This window comes from Stenotrophomonas sp. YJH_SMC_20, assembly GCF_059367845.1.
Genome location: NZ_JCAFRG010000005.1, coordinates 136,439 through 157,034, shown reverse-complemented (window position 1 = coordinate 157,034; position 20,596 = coordinate 136,439). Strand labels below are relative to the sequence as shown.

Sequence of the window (20,596 nt, the reverse complement as noted above, 5' to 3'; positions counted from 1 at the left end):
GGCAGGGAGGCGCTGTCTACGCTGCGGCCCTCATTGATCTCGAGCGATGTCGCCTGCGATCTCATCGAGTGATGCCAGCCATGAACAACCGCCTCTTCCTACTACGGGTATCGCGCCGTCCTGCCGTTCACGTGCTGGGCCCGGCGATTGCTGCCACCGTGGCAATGATGATCACCGGACGCGCGTGTGCCAGCGGCGATGCGCCCCTTCAGTTCAGCGAAGGCTTCCTGATCGGCGGCAAGGCCATCGACCTGCAGCGCTATGCGCAGGGCAATCCCATGGAGCCGGGCGTGTATCCCCTGGACGTGATGGTCAATGGCCAGTTCCACGACATGCGCGATATCACCTTCGTGGCGGCACCGGCACCTCTGGGGGCGACCCCGTGCCTGCCAGCCGGGCTGGTACGCCAGTTGCCGCTGAAGGAGATGTTCCTGGCCGATCTGGACCAGGATGATGAAGGCTGCGTCGTGCTTCCCGACTTGATCGAGGGCGCCACGGTCGAGTTCGATGAAAGCAATCTGCAGCTTCTAGTGAACGTGCCACAGGCCGCGCAGGCGCGGCGCGCGCGCGGCTACGTGGCACCGGACCAGCGCGACCGCGGTATCACCGCCGGCTTCTTCGATTACAGCCTCAACCACAACCGCAGCGGTGGTCGCGACAGTACCTATCTGGGCCTCAACGCTGGCCTAAATCTAGGCGCCTGGCGGCTGCGCCATCGCGCATCCATCAGCCACGGCAGCGAAGGCCGCCGCCACGACGTGATCGGCAGTACGCTGCAGCGCGATCTGCCTGGCTGGGACAGCCAGTTGCTGCTGGGCGAAAGCAACACCGGCGGTGAATTGTTTGAGAGCGTGGCCTTCACAGGCCTGCGCCTGGGCACCGACGAACGCATGTTGCCGGATTCACTGCGCGGTTTCGCGCCGGTGGTGCGTGGCATCGCCGAGGGCAATGCGGTGGTGCGCATCCGCCAGAACGGCAACATCATCCACGAAGCCACGGTGGCGCCCGGACCGTTCGTCATCGAGGATCTGTACCCCACCCACTTCGGTGGCGATCTTGAAGTTACCGTTACCGAGCCCGATGGCCGCGAGCAGCGCTTCAACGTCAACTTCTCCGCTGTGCCGCAGGCGTTGCGCCCCGGCGCCAGCCGCTTCAGCGCCACCGTCGGCCAGCTGCGCGACAACAGCGACCGTTGGGACGAACTGCACTTTGCCGAAGCCACCTATGCGCGGGGCATCAGCAACCGCCTGACCGTGCTGGGCGGCGCGCAACTTGGCGAGGATTACCGGTCGCTGCTGGCCGGTGCGGCGGTGAACACGCCGGTGGGTGCCTTCGGTGCCGACATCACGCATTCGCGGGCACAGCCGCTGCATGTCGGCGCGGTCAGCGGCAACAGCTTCCGCATCAACTACCAGCGCTACGTGGCGCGCACCGGCACCAATTTCGGTCTGGCCGCCTACCGCTACAGCACACGTGGCTACCTGTCGCTGGGTGATTTCGCGCGCGTGCGCAGTGATGACTGGGGCTACACCAGCCGCGCCCGCCAGCGCTACCAGATGAACTTTTCGCAGAAGCTGGGCCAGCGCAGCACGCTGTACCTCAGTGGCGGACACACCCGCTACTGGGATAGCACGCGACGCCAGAACGACGTGCAGCTGGGTGTGCAGACCGTGGTGGGCAGGGCCAACATCGGCCTCTCCGCGCTGCGCTACCAGATAGGCGAACGCCGCCAGGACACGCGCTATGCGCTCACCGTCAGTGTGCCACTGGGCCGCAGCCCCAGCGCGCCGCGCCTGGGCGGCCAGCTCAGCCATGCCGCCAACGGCACGCAGGCGCAGCTGGGCATCAACGGCGTGCTGGGCCAAGATCGCGCGCTCAGCTACAGCCTGTCGGCCAGCGACGGTGGCGGCAGCAAAGGCAACGCCAGCGCCTACGCCGCCTACCAGGGCAGCCGTGGCAACGCAAACGCCGGCTACAGCCGCAGCGGTGACTACCGCAACCTGTCGCTGGGTGCCAGCGGCAGCGTTGCCCTGCATCGCGGCGGCATGAACCTGGGCCCACCGGTGGGCGAGGGCTTTGCGCTCATCCATGCCGATGGCGCGCAGGGTGCGCGGGTCGGCTATGGCGGCCACGTGCGCGTGGCAGGCAATGGCTACGCGCTGCTGCCGCACGTCAGCCCATACCGCTGGAACCAGATCGATCTGGATCCGTCCGGCCTGCCGATCGAGGTGGAGCTGCTGCAGACCTCGCAGCGGGTAGCACCCACTGCGGGCAGCATCGTGGGCGTGGCGTTCGGCTCGCGCCGTGAGCGCACCTTGTTCATCGACGCCACCGACGCCCTCGGCCAACCGTTGCCGTTCGCTGCGCGGGTGGAGGACGAATCCGGTACGCCCAAGGGCGCCGTCGGGCAGGGCGGTGTCATCCAGCTGCGTGGTGCGCAGGATGCCGGCGCGCTGATTGTCGACCCGGACGGCGCACACCGATGTCGCCTGGAATACCGCATGCCTGACGCCCCCGACGGCTACGGCCTGTCGTGGAGCCAGGCGTTGTGCATGCCGTTGGCTGCCCCCGTGCGTGGCCTGCAGGCCGCCGCTCCCGCAACCCCCTGATCTGTCATTCCTTTCCACAGGAGATTCCCCATGAACGTTGTTGCCTTGCGTAGGGTCACCTTCCTCGCATTGATTGCCACTGCGCCGGCCGCATTGGCCGATACCGCCACCCTCACCATCAGCGGCCGCGTGCTGCCCGGTACCTGCACATTGAACGCACCTGCCATCACCCTGGATCCGGTGCAGGCCAGCGAGATCACCCAGGGCGACAACAAGCTCAAGACGGGCAGTCTCGATTTCACTGGTTGTGTGGGCGTGACCAAGGCCACGTTGTCCTTCGCCGGCACCGCTGCCGATGGTGATGCCGAGCGCTGGAAGAACACCGCCACCGTCGATGCGGCCGATGGTGTATCCATCGCGTTGCTGCAGGGCGCCACGGGTACGACGTATCTCAAGGACGGCGATACCGGCATCGAGGTGCCGGTGACCGGTGCGACCGCTAGCTTCGCGCTGCGCGCCGGGTATTACGTGCCCACGGTGGGTGCCATGACGGCGGGAGCGGTGCAGACTGACATCACCGTGACGGCGGATTACCAATGAAGTGGACGGCGCGCGAACTGCTCTGCGGCGTGCTGGTCGCGCTGCCTGCCTCGGCGCCGCTGGCTGCGCATGCATGCAAACTGCACGAGGCCCGCGTCATCAACGGAATCACGGCCACCGTGCCGAACGAGCTCAGCCCGGACGTGATCCTCTACCCCTTCCGAGGCACCGGCAGCACGAGTCTGAAGGAATGTGCCAACGACGTCTCCTTTCCAATCACGCTGACGCCCACGATGGCGGGCCTGACCTATGTGCGCAATGTGCATATTGACGGGGCCTCCTACCCTGCCTACGGCTGGCATGCGACGTCGCCGTTGATCGCATTCAAGTATCGGCTCGCCAATAACTGGGGCGAGGTATCCAGTGGGCCATTGGACATGGCGCGACCTACCAGCGTGGCAGGATGGAGCAACGGCTACCTGTTCATGTCGGTGCAGATGGCGATCATCTCCCGCGGCGGAAGCATGACGAGCGTGGGCAGGGTTTCGATGGGGTCGGTGGGAACAACCTTCTCCAAGTTTCCCACGCTGCAGTTGAGCAATGGACTGGCCGGGGATGTAAACATGCAGAACGAGACCTGCTACATCTTTCCTCCGCCCGTCACGCTGCGCGATGTCACTGTAGCCGACCTCGCGAGCCCCGGCCAAAGTGCTGCCGAGGTGGATGTGGAGGTGGAACTGCTATGTGAGGCCCTGGGGTTTGTGGATCTGAGCATCAGTGATGCAAGCGATCCCGGAAACCGGACAGACCAGCTGGCGCCCACGCCGGATTCGCAGGCAACCGGTGTGCATACGCAGATCCTGCTCAACGATGTTCCACTGGTCATGGGCACCCAATGGGCGTTTGGGCCGGTCCAGAATGGTGGATCGTATCTGCTGCCGTTCAAGGCGCGCTACATCCGCACCGTCGATACGATAGGACCAGGCATCATCAAGGGCCAAGCTGTGCTATCTGCAACGTACCGGTGATGTTCAGTGCTGGCGGAGAATACCAGCGCTCCGCGAACATTCCTGTAGATCCGAGCCTACGCTCGGCTCCAAAAAAGTAGAAAGCAGAGTGCAGCGGACGTACCGGGCCAAACAACAACGGCGCCGGAATCCTCCGGCGCCGTGCGTGTTTCTACATCACCACTTGTACGCCACGCTCAGATTGGCCGTCGCCTCGCGGTACCCATGGTCACCGCGCATCACACCAAATCCACCCCAGGCACTCAGCCCGGAACGGAAGTCCACGCGCGCACCGGCATTGAGCTCATAGCGGTTGCGCGGCACGCTGGCCTTCAGTGCTTCATCATCAAACGCCATGCCGTTGCTGGCGCCGTCGCGGTACCAGTTGGCCACCACATACGGGCTGACCGACGCACCGGCGGCACTGCGGCCTTCGCCCTGCAGGCGCAGGCCCACGCGGCCGGACAGACCGCTGTCGCCCAGGCTGCGCACCACCGTGCCGTTGGTTTCCTCGTGGCGGTCGGTGTTGGCATCGGTGTAGACCAGCTGCAGTTCCGGCTGCAGGCTCAGCACGGTATTGCCGATCTGGCCGATGCCGAAGCGGTAGCCAGCTTCCAGCGACGACTGCCAGATGTCCGAGTCGTAGCGCTCTTCGGCCAGGCCTTCGCCCTGCACGCGGTTGCGGAACTGGCCGCGCTGCACGCTGGCATCCACATACAGTGCATCGGTGCTCCAGTTGCCGTACACGCCCAGCGCACCGCCGTTGACCTTGCCGCGTGCGCTGTAGCCGGTCAGCTGCGAACGCGAAGTGGCATCGGACTTGGCCAGCGTGCCCATCACGCCCACGCGGCCCTGGCCGTTGTCGAACACGCCGATGTCCGCACCCAGCTGCAGGCGCGAGCGGTCCACGCGCAGGTCCAGCTGGTCTTCCACGGCAGACAGCTTGCTCTGCGCTCCGTCCACCCGCGCCCAGCCACGCACGCCATCAACGGCGGAGGTGCTGCCCCCCTGGCGGTCACGCATGCCATGGCGCAGCATCTGGTCCATCGCGAACTGGTTGGCCAGGTAGGCGCCGGCTTCCGGGCGCAGCACTGGCGTGGGGTCAACCGGATCGACCGGGTCCACCGGATCGACCGGCGTGCACTCCGGCAGTGTGGGATCCACCACGCACGGGTCCGGCGTGCCGGCCAGCTCCGAGCGCAGGTACCAGCCGCCGTTGGTCGCGTCCTTGAACAGGAAGTACTCGTACTGCCCGCCCACCGCACGGCCCTGCAGGTCGAACTGCGCATTGGACGCACCGCCCACGCGGATCAACTCGATGCCCTTGTCGGTCTTCGCACCGGCACCGCCAGCGTTAAGCACGCGCACGTTGGCCTGGCCGTTGGCATCGCCCTTGATGATCAGTCTGTCGGTGGCCGAGCTGTCGTCTCCCAGCTGGGTGTTGAACAGCAGGGTGCCGCCGGCGCCATCGAAGGTATCCACGGTAAGGGTGTTGAACGTGCTGCCATTACCCAGCGCGACGGTGCCGGTGTTGCCCAACGCCAGATGGCCGACAGTGCTGTCGCCGGTCATCAGCCAGGTGCTGTCGCTGTCGATGCTGGCCGAGGTAACGTTGATGAAGCGGCCGTCGATCTGTGCCTTGTTGCGCAGGAAGACGTCGAGGCTGCCAGTAACGCTAGCGGAATCGAAATTAACATTGCCGGCCAGGCGGGAATCATCAACGGTGAAGGTGACCTCAGCCTTCCTGCCGCTCGTGCCGAAATTCTGGACGTTCAGCAGGTTGCCGTCGCCACCCTTCAGTTGGCTGTCATTGGCCACGGTGATGTCGTATTCGGCTGCGTCACCGGTCGGCCGCACCCAGATGGCGGCATTGCGGCCGGACTGCACCAGTGAGTTGTCAATGCGGACCGCAATCGGCTGGAGTACGCCCGGGTAGGCCGCCAGCAGGATACCGGCATTGTCCGCATAGATCTGCGAGTTGTTACGTATATCTACTTGTCCCTGCATCAAACGGACGCCATGGCCGTTGTTGAGGTCATTGCCTGCCGGCGTTTCAGAGACGACGATGGTGGTGTTGTCGATAACCGCACGGGTATTGTCTGAAACATCGCCGAACAGGCTGAGCAGGTCCACACCAATGCTGTAGGCGTCGGTGGGCAGCAGCCCAGTGCCCAGCTGCGAGTAGATCGTGCTGTTGCTGATGGTGGCGGTGGAATCCTTCATGACCTGTATCCCGCCCAGGAAAGCACCATGGTCAGCGGTCAGGTTGGAACGACCATCAAGGATCACGGCAACGGGCGATCCGGCAATTGATGCACGTTCGATCACCCCGCCGAAAGAGACAGCGACATCGGAATCGAGTGCCCTGATCTGGTGTGCAGTTCCGCGCAGCGTCAGCTTCGAGCCATTCCTCAGCGTCCAGGCTTCCACAGGATCACCTACGGTCACTTCGGCCTGCTGGTTGTCCAGGTCGCCTGCAAAGGCAGCAGCCATCGGTGCGGTGGCCAGGGCCAGCAGCAGGCTGCGGGCCAGCGGTCGCAGCGACGGAGTACGGTCGGGTGAATTGCGCATGGTGAGTCCTCGGGATCGAAAGCGGATGGGACTGCGCACTGCGATGACCTGGATCCCCGGTTCAGGTTGATGGCGTATACGCCAACGTTGTGTGAAGGCGGGGTGATCCGGGCTAATTGCGACAGTGCGTGTCTGGAACGGAGCCCAGTGTTCCAGCCACGCCCGGGCGATCCCATGCAATTTGTTGCAAAGCTCGCTTGACCTCCGGCGTGCGGCCGGGGGCCGTTCAGGCAGGCTCCTCGCAGCTGCGACGAACCGCCGCACCTGTGGCGGAACGCAACGAATTCGATAGCCCCGGGGGGGCGTCCCGAGCATATCCGGCACTTTTTCCGGAGCCTTGCCATGCACTTTCCGCTTCCGCGCCGCAGTACCCTCGCCCTGGCGCTGGCCACCGTACTTTCCACAACAGCGCCGGTGCTGGCGCAGCAGGTGGTTGCCGACGGCGACGAGCAGATGCCCGCTGCCGGTGATTACAGCATCACCGAGCCGGTGGACGCGGGCAGTACCGCGGGTTACGCCTTCCATGCGCTCAATGGCGGAAGCATCATTCCCGCCGGTGAGGTCAATCTGCGCACGGAAGGCAATGGTGCGGCCGCGGCGAGGGCGCAGGGTGCGGGTAGTCTGATCCGCTTGGACGGGGGCACCATCACCACCCTGGGCAGCAGTGCTGCAGGTGTGTCGGTGGTGGACGGCGGCCGGGTCGAACTGAGCGGCACCCAGATCGAGACCCTCGGGCGGTCGTCAGTGGGCATCGCGGCGTCCCGGGCCAGCGTGTCCGCGACCGGGGTCGGCATCGTCACTCATGGCGCCGGCAGCCACGGCGTGCAGGTGAGCAATGGCAACCTTGCGCTGCGCGACAGCCATCTGCAGATCAACGGCGATGCCAATGGCATCCATATGCAGGGCAGCACCGTGACGGCTGAGAACCTGCGCATCGAACAGAACGGCGCGGGCCACGCGCTGTGGATTGCCATGGGTTCGGACGCGGTACTGCGCAACGTCCAGATCAGTGCCAGTGGCGCGGGCGCGAACGGTGCGCTGGTGGCGATGGGCAGCAAGGCGGTGTTCGAAGATCTGCGGATCGATCTGGGTCATGAGCGCTCCGGCATCGGGTTGGATGTGGGAGGCGACGTCGAAGTCCATGGCGGCGCCATCCACACGCGCGGTGAGTACGCCAGCGCAGTCAGTTTCGCCACGGGAGGTGGAGGTACGCTGCTGCTGGACGGTGTTGATCTGTCCGGGCATTTCGGCATCAACATGACCGAAGGTTCTGAACTGACCCTGCGCAACAGCCAGCTGGTCAGTGAGAGCACCGGCATCGACATCAACCAACGTGATGGCGAGGCCAGCGTGGAAGGATCGGTCATCACCGCGCGCGATGGCATCGCCGTGCGTCTGATGAATGAAGGCAAGCTCGACATCGAGCGCTCGCAGATCACCGCCGAGGGCGACCGTTGGCAGGCGGTTGCGTTGTACGCGGGTACCACGCAGATCGGCGCCAGCCAGCTGCGCACACTGGGCCTCAATGGGCATGGGCTGTATGTGCAGGGCGGGCCTGGGCAACGGCCATTGGCTGAGGTCAGCGGCAGCGACATTCTGACCGAAGGCGATGGCGCCATCGGTGCAATTGCGCGCCTGGGTGGCACCGTGCATTTGGCCGACAGTGTAGTGCGCACCACCGGCATCAATTCACACGGTGTGCTGTCTGGCGGCACGGGCGAAATGACGCTGAGCAACACCCATGTGCGCACCGAAGGCGAGGGCGCGTGGGCGGCGGTGATCAATGACAACGGGCGGATGCGCATCGACGGTGGTTCGCTGGTGAGCGCCCAGCATGGCGGTGTATGGCTGCGCAGCAGCCGCGATGCAGGCCTGACCCTGTCCAATGGCGCGCTGGTATCGGGCGGCAACGGCATCGCGCTGGCACTGGATGCCGCAGTGGCCGGACGCTTCGATGTGGTGCTGGAGAGCGGCTCGCAGATGGAGGGCGACATTGTCATCACGCCGGAGGATGAGGACGCGGGATTGCCGCCACAGTCCGACGTGCACGTGCGGCTGGCGGATGGATCGCTCTGGCAGGGTTCGTCGGGTCTGGTGCAGACGATGGCGATCGAGAGCGGCAGCCAGTGGACACTGAGCGGTGATGCCACGGTAGGCGAACTTCAGGTGCTCAACAGTGGCGTGGCACTGTCCGACGGCACCGGTCGCTTCAACACGCTCACCGTGAACGGCGACCTGCACAGTGAGGGGGCTACGTTCCTGTTCCAGGGCGCGCTGGCCGGCGACGACAGCGCGATGGACCGCCTGCACGTGCGCGGCGACACCTCCGGCGATGCGCTGATCGCGGTGAAGAACATGGGGGGCGTGGGTGCGCCGACGGTCGATGGCATCCAACTGATCGAGATCGACGGTGCATCACGGGCGAGCTACGCACTGAGCGGCCGCGCGGTGGGCGGATCGTACGAGTATTTCCTGTTCAAGGGGGGCGTGACGGATCCCACCGATGGCAACTGGTATCTGCGTTCGCAATGGTTCGATGTCTGCCAGGACAACCCGGCTGCGCCGGGGTGCGCGGTCGATCCGGGCCCGGATCCGATCGACCCGACGGATCCGGTGGATCCAATCAATCCGATCCTGCCGCCGCCGGTACTGCGCCCGGAAGCCGGTGCATATCTGGCAAACCAGTCAGCAGCCATCAACATGTTTTCCCATCGTATGAACGACCGCATCGGGGCCGTATCGCTGGATGAAGGCCGTGCCGCGTGGGCGCGTGTGGGCCGGCAGCAGGCGGACTTCAGCGCGGTCGGCGGTCAGCTGTCGATCGACGGCAACACCTCGGTGCTGCAGATCGGCAGTGACCTGGTTCGCCGAGGCAATGCAGCGTTCGGCGTGATGTTGGGCACGGGGCGTGCTGACAGCAGTGCAGTGTCCGATCTGACCGGCTACAGCGCCAAGGGGCGGGTGCGTGGCAGCGCGGTGGGTGTGTACGGCACCTGGTTGCAGGCGGCTGACGGCACGCAGGGCGCGTACATGGATGCGAACCTGCAGTACGGCCGCTTCGATAACCGGGTGCAGGGCATCGGCCTGGCGCCGGAGCACTACGATTCGCGCATGGCCAGTGTGTCGCTGGAGACCGGCTACACCTTCAACGTGTGGCAGGGCAGCGCCAGCGCGCTGTACGTGCAGCCGCAACTGCAGCTGAGCCATGTCGATTTCCGCGCCGATCGCCACGTGGAGAGCAACGGCACGGTGATCGACCACGCCGATGCCGGTGGCCTGAGTGGGCGCCTGGGCGTGCGTGTGTTTGGCCATGGCACTGCAGCCGACAATGCCGTGCAGCCGTACCTGGGCGTGAACTGGCTGCGTGGCAGCGGCGGCAGCACGTTGCAGTTCAACGGTGACACGCTGGGCGCGGACGTGCCGCGCAACCGCTACGAGGTGCAGGCCGGTGCCGAGCTGAAGCTGGGCCAGCGCTGGGGTGCGTGGGGTGGCCTGACCGTGCAGCGCGGCGACCACGGTTACCGCAACGTGGGCGGCCAGCTGGGCCTGCGCAAGGCCTGGTAAGCGGGCGTGCAGCGGGGTCGGATCCCATTGCCTGGGCAATGGGCTCTGACCCCGCTGCTGCTGTAGAGCCGAGCCCATGCTCGGCTCAACGCGATCTGAACGAAGAGCAGCCGAGCATGGCTCGGCTCTACAACTGCCTCGAGCAGGGGCGGGTCCTGAACGATGTCCATGTCTGTCGCGATTGTCCATTGAATGACTGCGCAAACGGTGGCGATGCTGCCGGATCGCTCGCTGCCGGTCACCCGCATGTCCCCTCCCGAACGTTCCCACAATGCGGCCATTGACGGCCTGCGCGCATTGGCGGTGCTGGCCGTCATCCTGTTCCACACCAATGCGGCATGGTTGCCCGGTGGCTTCACCGGCGTGGACCTGTTCTTCGTGGTGTCCGGCTTCGTGATCAGCCAGTCGTTGGCGTCGCGCACCAACGCATCACTCGGCGCACTGCTGCTCGACTTCTACCGTCGACGCGTGCTGCGCCTGTTGCCGGCGCTGCTGGTAATGCTGATGGCCACCTTCGTGCTGTCGGCGCTGTTCATTCCCCGCGCGTGGCGCAACGAGCAGTTCGACCAGACCGGCTGGGCCGCGCTGGTCGGCTTCAGCAACATCGTGCTGGCTGGGCAGCAGGACGACTATTTCTCACCCGGCGCCGAACTCAACCCGTTCCTGCACACGTGGACGCTGGGTGTGGAGGAGCAGTTCTACCTGGTCTTCCCGCTGCTGTTCTTCGTCTGGCTGCGCGGGCGTGAGCGCTGGCCGTGGTCGCGTTGGCTGTTGCCGGTGCTCACCGCGCTGTCGCTGGCGTGGGCAGGTTGGCAGGCGCAATCGGCACCAGCGGCAGCGTTCTATCTGCTGCCGGCGCGGTTCTGGGAGCTGGCCGCAGGCGCGCTGCTGTACCAGTGGATGCGCACGCGCACGCCGGGCCAGAACGCTGACATGGTCGCAGTGGTCGGTCTGGCGCTGCTGGCCGCAGGTGCGCTGATCGCCCCGCAGCTGGCGATGCCGGTGCCGGGTGTGCTGGCGACCGTGGCCGGTACCCTGCTGCTGTTGGCGAGCGTGTCGACAGCGGGGTCATCGCGCATCGCCCGCGCGCTGGGCTGCGCACCGCTCGCCTACCTGGGGCGCTTGTCCTATTCGCTGTACCTGTGGCATTGGCCGTTGCTGGTGCTGCTGCGCTGGACCTACGGTCTGCAGGGAGCGGCACTGTGGCTGTACCCGGTGCTGCTGCTGGCGGTATCCGCTGCGTCCTACCACTTCATCGAACGTCCGCTGCGCCGTGCAGCGCCCCTGCTGCGGCTGGCACCGACCAAGGTGCTGGCGATGGCGTTGCCGGTGGTGGCGCTGTGTGGCGCGGGTGCCTGGGCCACCGTGGAGTACCACGAGCAGGTCTCGCTGAGCGTGACCCGCGACGGCTATGCATGGCAGGCGCGTCGCTACCCCGCGTGGCGCCCATTGGAGCCGGTGAGCGCGCCGGCGCTCGAAGGGCGGCGGCTGTTCGTGGTGGGGGATTCGCACGCGGCGGCGTATCGCACCATGACCAGCATGGTCGCGCGCCAGACCGGCATGGAGGTGCGCCAGCAGGATCGCGGCGGCTGCAGCTTCGTCAACCTGCTGCGGGCCAGCCCGTACGACTGCCAGGGCTTCATTGAGGACGCGTTGTCGACCATCGAGCGCGAGGCGCGCCCGGGTGACATCGTGGTGCTGGCGGCCTTGCGCATGCCGGAGCTGCGCGGATTCGACTGGCAGCGACAGGATGCACAGCAGATCTATCGTCAACTGCTTGCCGAGCGCACCCCGACCAATGCGCAGGCCGCGCGTGATGAGGCTGATCGTGTTCTTGGACGTCTGCAGAAGCTGGGCGTGCATGTGGTTTTGGATGCGCCGCTACCGTTGTTCAAGGCCGGTGCGTACCGCTGTTCGGACTGGTTCAACCGCCGCAACCCGGCTTGTGCCGGGGGCCTGAGCATGCCGCGCGCTGATCTGGAGAGGCTGCGGGCGCCGCAGATGGCGTTGCTGTCCGAACTGACAGCGCGCTATCCATCGCTGACGGTGTGGGATCCACTGCCGCTGCTGTGTGGGCCGCAGACCTGTTCGGCCGTGGAAGAGGGCGGACCGTTGTTCTTCGACAACGATCATCTGAGTGGGCACGGTAATCGCGTGCTGCTGCCCAGTTTCCGGCAGACCCTGATCGATATTGCGAACGACAAGCCTTTGTAGAGCCGAGCCCACGCTCGGCTGCTCTTCGTTCCGCAGGCGGGAAGTCCGCGCTGCGCGCGGTGAGCCGAGCATGGCTCGGCGCTACAGGAGTGCGCGCGGTCTACACCGGCGGCAGCACCTTGCCCGGGTTGAGAATCCCATCCGGGTCCAGCGCGGTCTTGATCGCGCGCATCGTCGCCAGCGTGGCCGGGCTGAATGCCTGCGCCATGAAATCGCGCTTGGCCAGGCCAATGCCGTGCTCGCCCGACAGCGTGCCGCCCAGTGCCAGGGTCAGCTCGAAGATCTTCGGCAGCGCGGCATGCGCGCGCGCGTTTTCGTCGGCATCCTCCGGATGGTAGAGGATGTTGACGTGCAGGTTGCCGTTGCCGGCATGGCCGAAGGTGACGATGGTGAGTCTGTAGTCACGCGCCAATGCCTGCACGCCAGCCACAAGCTCTGGAATGCGCGACACCGGCACCACCACGTCTTCATTGATCTTGCCGGGCGCGACGGTGCGCAGTGCCGGCGACAGTGCCTTGCGCGCGGCCCACAGCTGGTCGCGTGCACGGCCTTCCATCGCCACGTCCAGTTCGATCATGCCGTCGCCTTCAGCGGCGCTGGCCAGTGCCTGCAGCAGATAGGGCAGGGTGTCGTGGTCACCATCGGCTTCCACCAGCAGCATCGCACCGGCCTCCGGCACGTCCGCACCGTTGAGACGCAGCAGCTCAAGGCTGCGCGCGTCCATGAATTCCAGGCGCGTGGGTACCACCGGCTGCGACATCAGGCGTGACACTGCGGCGGCGGCCGCATCGGCGTCGCGGTACAGCACGCGCAGTCCGGCCTGGCTGACCGGCAGCGGGGTGAGCTTGAGGGTGGCTTCCACGATCAGCGCCAGCGTGCCTTCGCTGCCCACCAGCAGGTGAGTGAGGTCGTAGCCGGTGGAATCCTTGGTGTAGGCACCACCGCAGCGGATCACCTCGCCGGTGCCGGTCACCGCCACCAGACCCAGCACGTTGTCGCGGCTGGTGCCGTACTTCACCGCGCGTGGGCCACCGGCATTGCAGGCCAGGTTGCCACCCACGCTGCAGATCTCCGCGCTGGACGGGTCCGGCGCCCAGAACAGGCCATGCGGGGCGAGCGCCTGCTGCAGGGCGCCATTGAGCACGCCCGGCTGCACCACCGCGCAGCGATCACCGGCGCGGATCGCCACGATGCGGTCCATGCGGGTGAACGACAGCACGATGCTGCCCGGCAACGGCACGGCCGCGCCGGTGGTGCCGGTGCCTGCGCCGCGCGCGACCAGTGCCACGCCATGCGCACGGCAGGCACGCACCAGCGCCTGCACCTGTTCGATGCTGGCGGGCAGCGCGACGGCGGCAGGGCGCTGGTGGCGCCACGAGTTGTCCTGTGCGTTCGCCTCCAGCGCGTTGTCATCCATGCGCCAGCCATCGGCACCCAGCAGGGCGGACAGTTCGGCAACCAACGCGGCGGGCAGGACAGTACTCATGATGGATCTCGCGGGACAGCAGGGGCGGGTTGGATCAGTTTCCAGGCAACAACGGCGCCGGCCAGCGGCAGCCAGACCCAGCGCAGTTCAGAGAGCAGGGTGGCGATGCCGCGCGCGCTGAAGAACTGGGGCGCGAACGGTGACACGCGGATCGGTCGCCACGGTGCGAAGAAGCGTTGTTCGCTCCACGGCCAGGCGAGGGCAACGCCGAGGCCACCGGAGGTCATCGCATCCAGCAGTGGATGGCTGGCGGCGCAGACGAAGACGAATGCAGCGGCTTGTACGGTAGATGCCAACCTTGGTTGGCACAGAAGCGCCGACCAAGGTCGGCGACTACCGGAGCTGTGCTGCGCCGACCATGGTCGGTCGCTACCAAAGAACGCCAACACCGCGGCCAATGCAGCCAGCACGCCGGCAAACAGCAGTGAATGACTGGCGCCACGATGGCCGAACGCATCGGCGTAGGGAATGTGCAGCGCGAAGGCCAGTACATCGGCATCGGGCAGCATGGCGGCCATCACGCCGGCCGCAAGCAGGCGCGGCGGGATGCGGCCACGATCAGCGGCGCACCACAGCGCCAACGGCACAGCGGCATGGGTGATGATCGAAGGCATCAGTCACGCACCATGGTCGTGCCGGCCAGGCTGCGCGCTGGTAGGTGCCAACCTTGGTTGGCACAGAAGCGCCGACCAAGGTCGGCCTCTACCAAAGCGGACGGTAGCCATCAGCAATCATCCAACCGGAACGCATCGCGCAGCCACTGCAACTGCGGCGGCTCGCCCGTAGCTTCCACCACATCAAAGCGGCACGGCGCATCGGCCAGCGCGGGATTGTCCTGCAGGTACAACAATGCGGCATGTGCCAGGCGCCGACACTTGCGCACATCCACCGAGGCCGCGCCGCCACCGAAATCGGATCGCGCGCGATAGCGCACTTCCACGAACACTACGGTGCCGGCATCGTCCATCACCAGGTCCAGTTCACCGCCGCGATAACGCACGTTGCGCGCACGCGGCCGCAGTCCGGCCCGTTGCAGATGCTGCTCGGCGGCGGCTTCCACCGCCGAGCCACGTTGGCTGCGCTCAGCGACCACCGACGATCGGCATCGGCCGGCCGCCATTGAAGGTCGACCAGGCCGGCTGGCGCAGGATGTTGCCATTGCTGTCCAGGAACAGGGTGCCGGTGGCACCGTCCAGGCCGCCTTCGTTGGACAGCTTGTCCAGGTAGGCGGTGATCTTCCAGGCATCGGCGCCGAAGGCGAACAGGCGGCCGGCCGCACCGCGTGCGCTGGGCAGGGTGCTGGCGACCTGGCTGGCCGAGGGCAGGCCGGACACGCTGCGCACGTTCCAGGCTTCGTTCGGGTAGACGATGCCGTCCAGCGCCACGTCTTCTTCCACCTTGCCGCTGCCGACGGTCAGCTGCGAGGTGCCAACGCGGGTGGCGCCACCGGCACCGGCCAGCGCCAGCTGCGGCGCCAGCAGGCGGGCCTGCGGCGCGCGCACGGCGAGGAACACGGCATCGACCTGCCCGGCATTGCGCACCTGCGCACCGACATCGCCAACCGCGTCGCTGACGCCGACGGTGGCCACCACCTGGCCACCGCGCTGCGCGAAGCGCTGGGCGAAGGCGGCGGCGGCACGGCGGCCGGTATCGTCGGCGCTGTTGATCACCAACGCCTTGCCGCGCTCGCGGCCGCGCAGATATTCGGCAGCGACGATGCCGTCGTCTTCCGGTGCCAGCGAGAAGCCGGCGCTGCCGGCCGGCGGCGCGTCCTTGCCACGGTTCAGGGCCAGCACCGGTACCTGCAGCTGCTGGCGGCCGTACACCGCGTCCACTTCGTCGCGGCCCAGCGGACCGACTACGAAGTCGGCACCGGAGGCGACGGCCTTGTCATAGGCGGCCAGGGCGCCGGCCGGGGTGCCGGCGGTGTCGAAGAAGTTGATGTCCGGGCGGCGGCGGCTTTCACCGTAGTAGGCGCTCAACAGGCCATCGCGCACCGGCTGTGCGGCAGTGGCCAGGCGGCCGCTGAGCGGCAGCAGCACGGCAAGCTTGGCCGGCGGGCGGTAACCGTCGCTCATCGCCGGCGGGCGCTTGCTGGTGTCGAACTGGGCGGCGCCATCGCGGTCGAACGGGCGCGGCAGCGGCAGGCCGCGCGCGATCAGTGCGCGGCCGGCGAAGTTGTACAGCGGGTCGTTGGCCGGCAGGGCAGCGGCACGGCTGCGCAGGGTGGCATCGTCAAGCGTACCGAGCAGACCGGCGATGGCGGCCTGGTTCTCGCTGCGCGCGCTGCCGGTCAGGCTGGCGTGGGCGCGGGCGCGCTCGGTGGCGGCACCGAAGGCATCGCCGGTGCCCTGCAGCGCGTTGGCGCGGGCTACGTGCCAGCGCGTGCGCAGCGCGGGGAAGACGTTGTCGCCCTGTTCCTTCAGCAGGACCAGGGCCTGCGCCGGCTGCTTGTCGGCCAGTGCCAGCTCGGCGCCGGTCAGCTGGTAGCGCTGCAGGCTGGCGCCGGACAGCTGGCGGGCGGTGAGCTGGCCAAGCAGGCTGCGCGCGCGGGCACTGTCGCCGGCCAGGTGCCAGGCCCAGGCGGCATCGGCCAGGGCATTGCTGCGGGCGCCACCTTTCAGGGTTGCGGCCAGCGCTTCCAGCTGCAGGGCGGCGTCGCGCGGTTTGTCTTGTTCGATCAGCGCCAGCGCCTGGCTCTGGGCCGGCGATTCGGGCGCGCTGGTCAGGCTGGTGGTGGCACAGCCGGCCAGCAGCATCAGCGACAACGACAGGGCGGAGATCCGTGCGGCGGGCTTGTTCATGATCGGGTCCATGCGATGAGGGCAGCGGCCTTGGCCGGGTACACGCTACGATTCTACCCTTGCCCCGTGAGTACCGCTGAAATGAGTGTGCCAACCCTGTACGTCGTCGCCACCCCGATCGGCAACCTGGCCGATCTGAGCCCGCGCGCGCAGGAGGTGCTGCGTTCGGTGGCGGCCATCTGTGCCGAAGACACCCGCCGCAGCGGCCAGCTGCTGTCCCATTTCGGCATCCAGCAACCGTTGGTGGCCCTGCACGAACACAATGAAGAGGCCCTGGCGCAGCGCCTGGTTTCGCGATTGCAGGCCGGCGAGTCGCTGGCGCTAGTCAGCGATGCCGGTACCCCGCTGGTCAGTGACCCCGGTTTCCGCCTGGTGCGTGCCGCGCGCGCGGCGGGTATCAAGGTCAGCCCGGTGCCCGGTGCCTGCGCCGCCATCGCCGCGCTGAGCGTGGCCGGCCTGCCCAGCGACCGTTTCAGCTTCGAGGGTTTCCTGCCGGCCAAGGCCAGCGGCCGCCGCGACCGCCTGCAGGCGCTGGCCGGCGAAGTGCGCACGATGGTGTTCTACGAATCCTCGCACCGTATCGCCGAGTCGCTGGCCGACATGGCGGCGATCTTCGGCGGCGAGCGCCCGGCGGTGCTGGCCCGCGAGCTGACCAAGCTGTTCGAGACCGTGCTCGACGGTGACCTGGCCGGCCTGTTGGCGAAGGTGGAAGCTGACGAGAACCAGCGCAAGGGCGAGTTCGTGGTGATGGTGCAGGGCGCCGGCGACGATGAGGAAGCGCAGCTGGCGCATGGCCGCCGCGTCTACGCCAAGCTGAGCGAGCATCTGCCGCCGTCGACCGCCGCGAAGCTGGCCGCGGAACTGACCGGTGCGCCGCGCAAGGCGTTGTACGGCAGTTGATCGATCGTGCGGACCAAGGTCCGCACCCACCAGAGCGGAATCCGCACCCACCAGGGCAGCGGCATAGGTAGATCCACGCCACGCGTGGATGGATGAACCGGACGCCGCGATCGGCACGGCAGGAAAGGCGTGCGTACGCTAGAATGCGCGCTGGCGGAGTCGGCCAGACAGTCGCGTCATCCCTTCGGGGGTGCCGAGGAAAGTCCGGGCTCCATAGGGCAAGGTGCCAGGTAACGCCTGGGCGGCGCAAGCCGACGGAAAGTGCAACAGAAAGATACCGCCTACGTCTTCTTCGGAAGGCCGGTAAGGGTGAAATGGTGCGGTAAGAGCGCACCGCGAGTCTGGCAACAGACCGGCACGGCAAACCCCACCTGGAGCAAGACCAAATAGGGATCCTTTGGCGCGGCCCGCGTTGGATCCGGGTAGGTTGCTTGAGCGTTGCGGTGACGTAACGCCTAGAGGAATGACTGTCCACGACAGAACCCGGCTTATCGGCCGGCTCCGCCTCTTTCTTACGGTAGGCCGAGCATGGCTCGGCTCTACAGTAGAGCCGAGCCATGCTCGGCTGCTCTTCGCCCAGATGCTTGGGATGTTGTTCAACCCGGCGTGCGGTACTGCCCGGCGGAAATGAACTGCTCGAACCGTTCGCACCACACCACTACGGTGGTGTAATCGTCCACGTTGACGCTTTCAGGCACGTCCACCAGGAAACGGTTGAAGGTCTTCACCTCGCCGATGCGCTGGGCCTGCGCCTTGATCTTCAGGAAGTCGGCCTTGTTGTCGACGAAGTCGCGGACCAGGTACACCTTGTAGTCAGGGCCCGGTCCCATCTTGCCGTCGAAGGCGACCTGGGTGGCGCTGACGCTGACCTTGCCTTCGGCCCAGTGCACCGCATCGCTGCCCTTGAGGTCGCGGCGGAACGTGGTGCGATAGGTCGCGTCTTTCATGGCCGCCTGCACCTGCGCGGCCGGCGGGTCATCGGGGGCGATCAGGATCGGCAGGAAGTAGACGCCCAGGCCGAAGCCCAGGCCGAGGGTGAGCAGGTGAGTGGCGAGCAGGATGAGGATACGGCGCATGGGGCCTCCTTGTGGTTGCGGTCGATCGCGCGGCGGAGTGCCGGGCGCGACCACCCTGGGAGGTCAGGGCCGACATTTATAGACACAGTGCCGAATGCGAAAAGGGCACAGTGGGCAGGCTGCGATACCGAGCCCCTGTGGCACGGGCGGATCGCGGTCGCGGCTGGAAGCTGAATGACGTTTCAGGCCCGTTGCGATGACGGCTGCCGTCGCGTGGATCGCGACAGCGCGCTGTGGGTAGTGCCGGCCGCTGGCCGGCAGCTTCATGGCGAATCCGAGCATCCAAAGGTTGCCGGCCAGCGGCCGGCACTACCCCGCTGGCAAGAGAATCCGCCCAGTGGCCGGGACGGCCGGGTCAGAAAATGACGTGGCTTTGTCCGCTCGGTGCACCCTGCGGGCCGAAACGGCGTTCGTGGATCTCGCCGTGGCCGTCGGCGTCGATCAGCAGCACCGTGCTGGCGCGGGTGCCATAGTCGTCGCCGCGGATGAAGGCCGGGCTCAGCCAGCGCTCGCGTTCCAGCCCGATGCCGGTGTCGGGCAGGTCGCTGTCGGCGGGGCGATGTTCGTTCGCCAGGGCGGCCCAGAGCGGGGTCAGGTCCTCATCGCCGGCCTCGAACCAGGCTTCAAGCGCGGCCATCAGTCGTCGGGTCTTCGGCCAGGGTGCGTCCAGCGCGCCGTTGGACATGCCATGCACGCCCGGGCCCAGGCGCTGGCGCTCGGCGGGGTGGTTGCCCAGGTACTCCAGGCTGTCGCCATCGGCCAGCAACAGGTTGAAGGGCGCATACGCGCCCGCCACGGTCGCCAGCCGGTCGATATGCACGGCGGCCGGGTCGCGGCCGCGCAGGAAGTCGGCCACCAGCGCACCCCGTGAAGGACCGGTCTGTGCGGCCAGCGGGTCGCGGACATTGGTGACCACGGCCATGCGTCCGCCCGCACCGACGCCGGCCCAGCCGCCGCCGGAGCGCAGGTCGCGCCCCCCGATGACGGAGGTCTCATCTTGCCAGGGGGCCAGCGCCGCTGTCGGGCGGGCGTGGAACTCATCACGGTTGCCGGTCATCACCAGCCGCCAGCGCGGGTGGTGCATCCAGCCAAGAGCGAGCAGGCACATGGCCTCATTGTGCACGGTTTGCGCAGTCTGGCGCCGCTTCCTGCCCGTCCCGGATGAATGCGCGAGCGATGTTTCACGCTCTGTCCACACCCCTGAACTTCCGTTCAATCTCAAAAATTGAGACGGATCAGCAACTTGTGGATAAGCCTTGAACAATTCTCTAAAGGTTGTTGCAAGCCATTGATGCGGCTGGCGATTTCCCCGCTGAAAAGTTGTTGACAACCCTTCGGCCGCTGCTAAGGTGGGCATCAGAGGGAAATCCGGGTGTTTTGTGGGTTTTCGTGGTTCAATGTTTCACCGGGCGAAGGATAGGTGCACGCGTCGTGTTCCAGGGCGAGACGGCCATCACAGTTGACGATAAAGGGCGCATGGCGGTTCCCACCGCTTACCGCGACCTCGTCGCGCGCGCCAGCAACAACCGTCTCGTGCTGACCTACAACCCGTTCGAAGCCGGCTGCCTGTGGCTGTATGCAGAGTCGGAATGGGAGCGGGTCCGCGACGACGTCATGTCCAAGCCCAACACCCAGCGCGTCGTGCGCCTGTTGCAGCAGAAGCTGGTCGGCTCGGCCGCCCATCTGGAACTGGACGGCAACGGTCGCATCAGCATCCCCGCCAGCCACCGCGGTGCGGTGGGCATTGAAAAGAAGGCGGTATTGCTCGGTATGGGCGACAAGTTCGAATTGTGGAGCGAGCAGGCGCATCGGGCCCTGATCCAGCAGACGTTGTCTGACGAGGATCTGGGTGATGGGTTGCTCGACCTGAAGTTGTGAGCCGGGG

Annotated in this window: 14 protein-coding genes and 1 other RNA gene; 8 read left to right on the top strand and 7 right to left on the bottom strand. The window is 66.7% G+C overall.

Features of this window, described 5'->3' with window-relative positions; genetic code table 11:
- Positions 1–80: 80 nt before the first annotated feature.
- The 3 genes from AC5P6A_RS10955 to AC5P6A_RS10945 are packed head-to-tail and all read left to right on the top strand — an operon-like array spanning position 81 to position 4,117.
- Positions 81–2,609, top strand: a complete 2,529-nt coding sequence (locus AC5P6A_RS10955; protein WP_495222313.1) for a fimbria/pilus outer membrane usher protein — start codon at positions 81–83, stop codon at positions 2,607–2,609.
- Between the two features lie 30 nt (positions 2,610–2,639).
- On the top strand, positions 2,640–3,149 hold the full coding sequence (locus AC5P6A_RS10950) for a fimbrial protein (protein WP_180877097.1): 510 nt from the start codon (positions 2,640–2,642) through the stop codon (positions 3,147–3,149).
- Positions 3,146–4,117 (top strand): type 1 fimbrial protein, encoded by a 972-nt coding sequence (locus AC5P6A_RS10945; RefSeq protein WP_180877098.1) that lies wholly within the window; start codon positions 3,146–3,148, stop codon positions 4,115–4,117. Before AC5P6A_RS10950 ends, AC5P6A_RS10945 begins: the two co-directional genes overlap by 4 nt.
- Before the next feature lie 156 nt (positions 4,118–4,273).
- Here AC5P6A_RS10945 and AC5P6A_RS10940 read toward each other — a convergent pair whose 3' ends face one another.
- A complete protein-coding gene (locus AC5P6A_RS10940) occupies positions 4,274–6,667 on the bottom strand; it encodes an autotransporter family protein (RefSeq protein ID WP_346714934.1) in 2,394 nt (797 codons plus the stop codon).
- A gap of 342 nt (positions 6,668–7,009) precedes the next feature.
- On the opposite strand from AC5P6A_RS10940, the gene AC5P6A_RS10935 reads away from it, so the two are divergent.
- The gene (locus AC5P6A_RS10935; protein WP_180877100.1) at positions 7,010–10,231 is read left to right on the top strand and encodes an autotransporter family protein; all 3,222 of its coding nucleotides are present in this window, start codon (positions 7,010–7,012) and stop codon (positions 10,229–10,231) included.
- 192 nt (positions 10,232–10,423) lie between these two features.
- A complete protein-coding gene (locus AC5P6A_RS10930; protein ID WP_332329071.1) occupies positions 10,424–12,445 on the top strand; it encodes an acyltransferase family protein in 2,022 nt (673 codons plus the stop codon).
- A gap of 100 nt (positions 12,446–12,545) precedes the next feature.
- Here the strand turns inward: AC5P6A_RS10930 and AC5P6A_RS10925 are convergent, their stop codons facing one another.
- The 4 genes from AC5P6A_RS10925 to AC5P6A_RS10910 all read right to left on the bottom strand — a co-directional run bounded on the left by AC5P6A_RS10925 (position 12,546) and on the right by AC5P6A_RS10910 (position 16,735).
- Positions 12,546–13,931 (bottom strand): FAD-linked oxidase C-terminal domain-containing protein, encoded by a 1,386-nt coding sequence (locus AC5P6A_RS10925; RefSeq protein ID WP_171953427.1) that lies wholly within the window; start codon positions 13,929–13,931, stop codon positions 12,546–12,548.
- Entirely contained in the window at positions 13,928–14,545 is a 618-nt protein-coding gene (locus tag AC5P6A_RS10920; protein ID WP_346714933.1) for a metal-dependent hydrolase, read from the bottom strand. The genes AC5P6A_RS10925 and AC5P6A_RS10920 overlap by 4 nt, the downstream gene beginning before the upstream one ends.
- A gap of 110 nt (positions 14,546–14,655) precedes the next feature.
- Positions 14,656–15,024: a YraN family protein gene (locus AC5P6A_RS10915; protein ID WP_171953429.1), complete on the bottom strand. Its 369-nt coding sequence runs from the start codon at positions 15,022–15,024 to the stop codon at positions 14,656–14,658.
- The gene (locus AC5P6A_RS10910; RefSeq protein WP_495222312.1) at positions 15,014–16,735 is read right to left on the bottom strand and encodes a penicillin-binding protein activator; all 1,722 of its coding nucleotides are present in this window, start codon (positions 16,733–16,735) and stop codon (positions 15,014–15,016) included. Before AC5P6A_RS10910 ends, AC5P6A_RS10915 begins: the two co-directional genes overlap by 11 nt.
- 81 nt (positions 16,736–16,816) lie before the next feature.
- On the opposite strand from AC5P6A_RS10910, the gene rsmI reads away from it, so the two are divergent.
- Together rsmI and rnpB are read left to right on the top strand one after the other, a co-directional pair.
- Positions 16,817–17,635, top strand: coding sequence for a 16S rRNA (cytidine(1402)-2'-O)-methyltransferase (gene rsmI, locus AC5P6A_RS10905; RefSeq protein ID WP_019661063.1), 819 nt, complete (start codon positions 16,817–16,819; stop codon positions 17,633–17,635).
- A 155-nt stretch (positions 17,636–17,790) separates the two neighbouring features.
- An RNA gene (rnpB, locus tag AC5P6A_RS10900) (RNase P RNA component class A) lies at positions 17,791–18,142 on the top strand.
- 89 nt (positions 18,143–18,231) lie between these two features.
- Here rnpB and AC5P6A_RS10895 read toward each other — a convergent pair.
- Together AC5P6A_RS10895 and AC5P6A_RS10890 are read right to left on the bottom strand one after the other, a co-directional pair.
- Positions 18,232–18,711: a DM13 domain-containing protein gene (locus AC5P6A_RS10895; protein ID WP_346714931.1), complete on the bottom strand. Its 480-nt coding sequence runs from the start codon at positions 18,709–18,711 to the stop codon at positions 18,232–18,234.
- Positions 18,712–19,066: 355 nt separating this feature from the next.
- Complete coding sequence (locus AC5P6A_RS10890; RefSeq protein WP_346714930.1) at positions 19,067–19,819, bottom strand: NRDE family protein; 753 nt, start codon at positions 19,817–19,819, stop codon at positions 19,067–19,069.
- A gap of 323 nt (positions 19,820–20,142) precedes the next feature.
- On the opposite strand from AC5P6A_RS10890, the gene mraZ reads away from it, so the two are divergent.
- Entirely contained in the window at positions 20,143–20,589 is a 447-nt protein-coding gene (gene mraZ, locus AC5P6A_RS10885; protein WP_004143635.1) for a division/cell wall cluster transcriptional repressor MraZ, read from the top strand.
- The last annotated feature ends 7 nt before the right edge of the window (positions 20,590–20,596 follow it).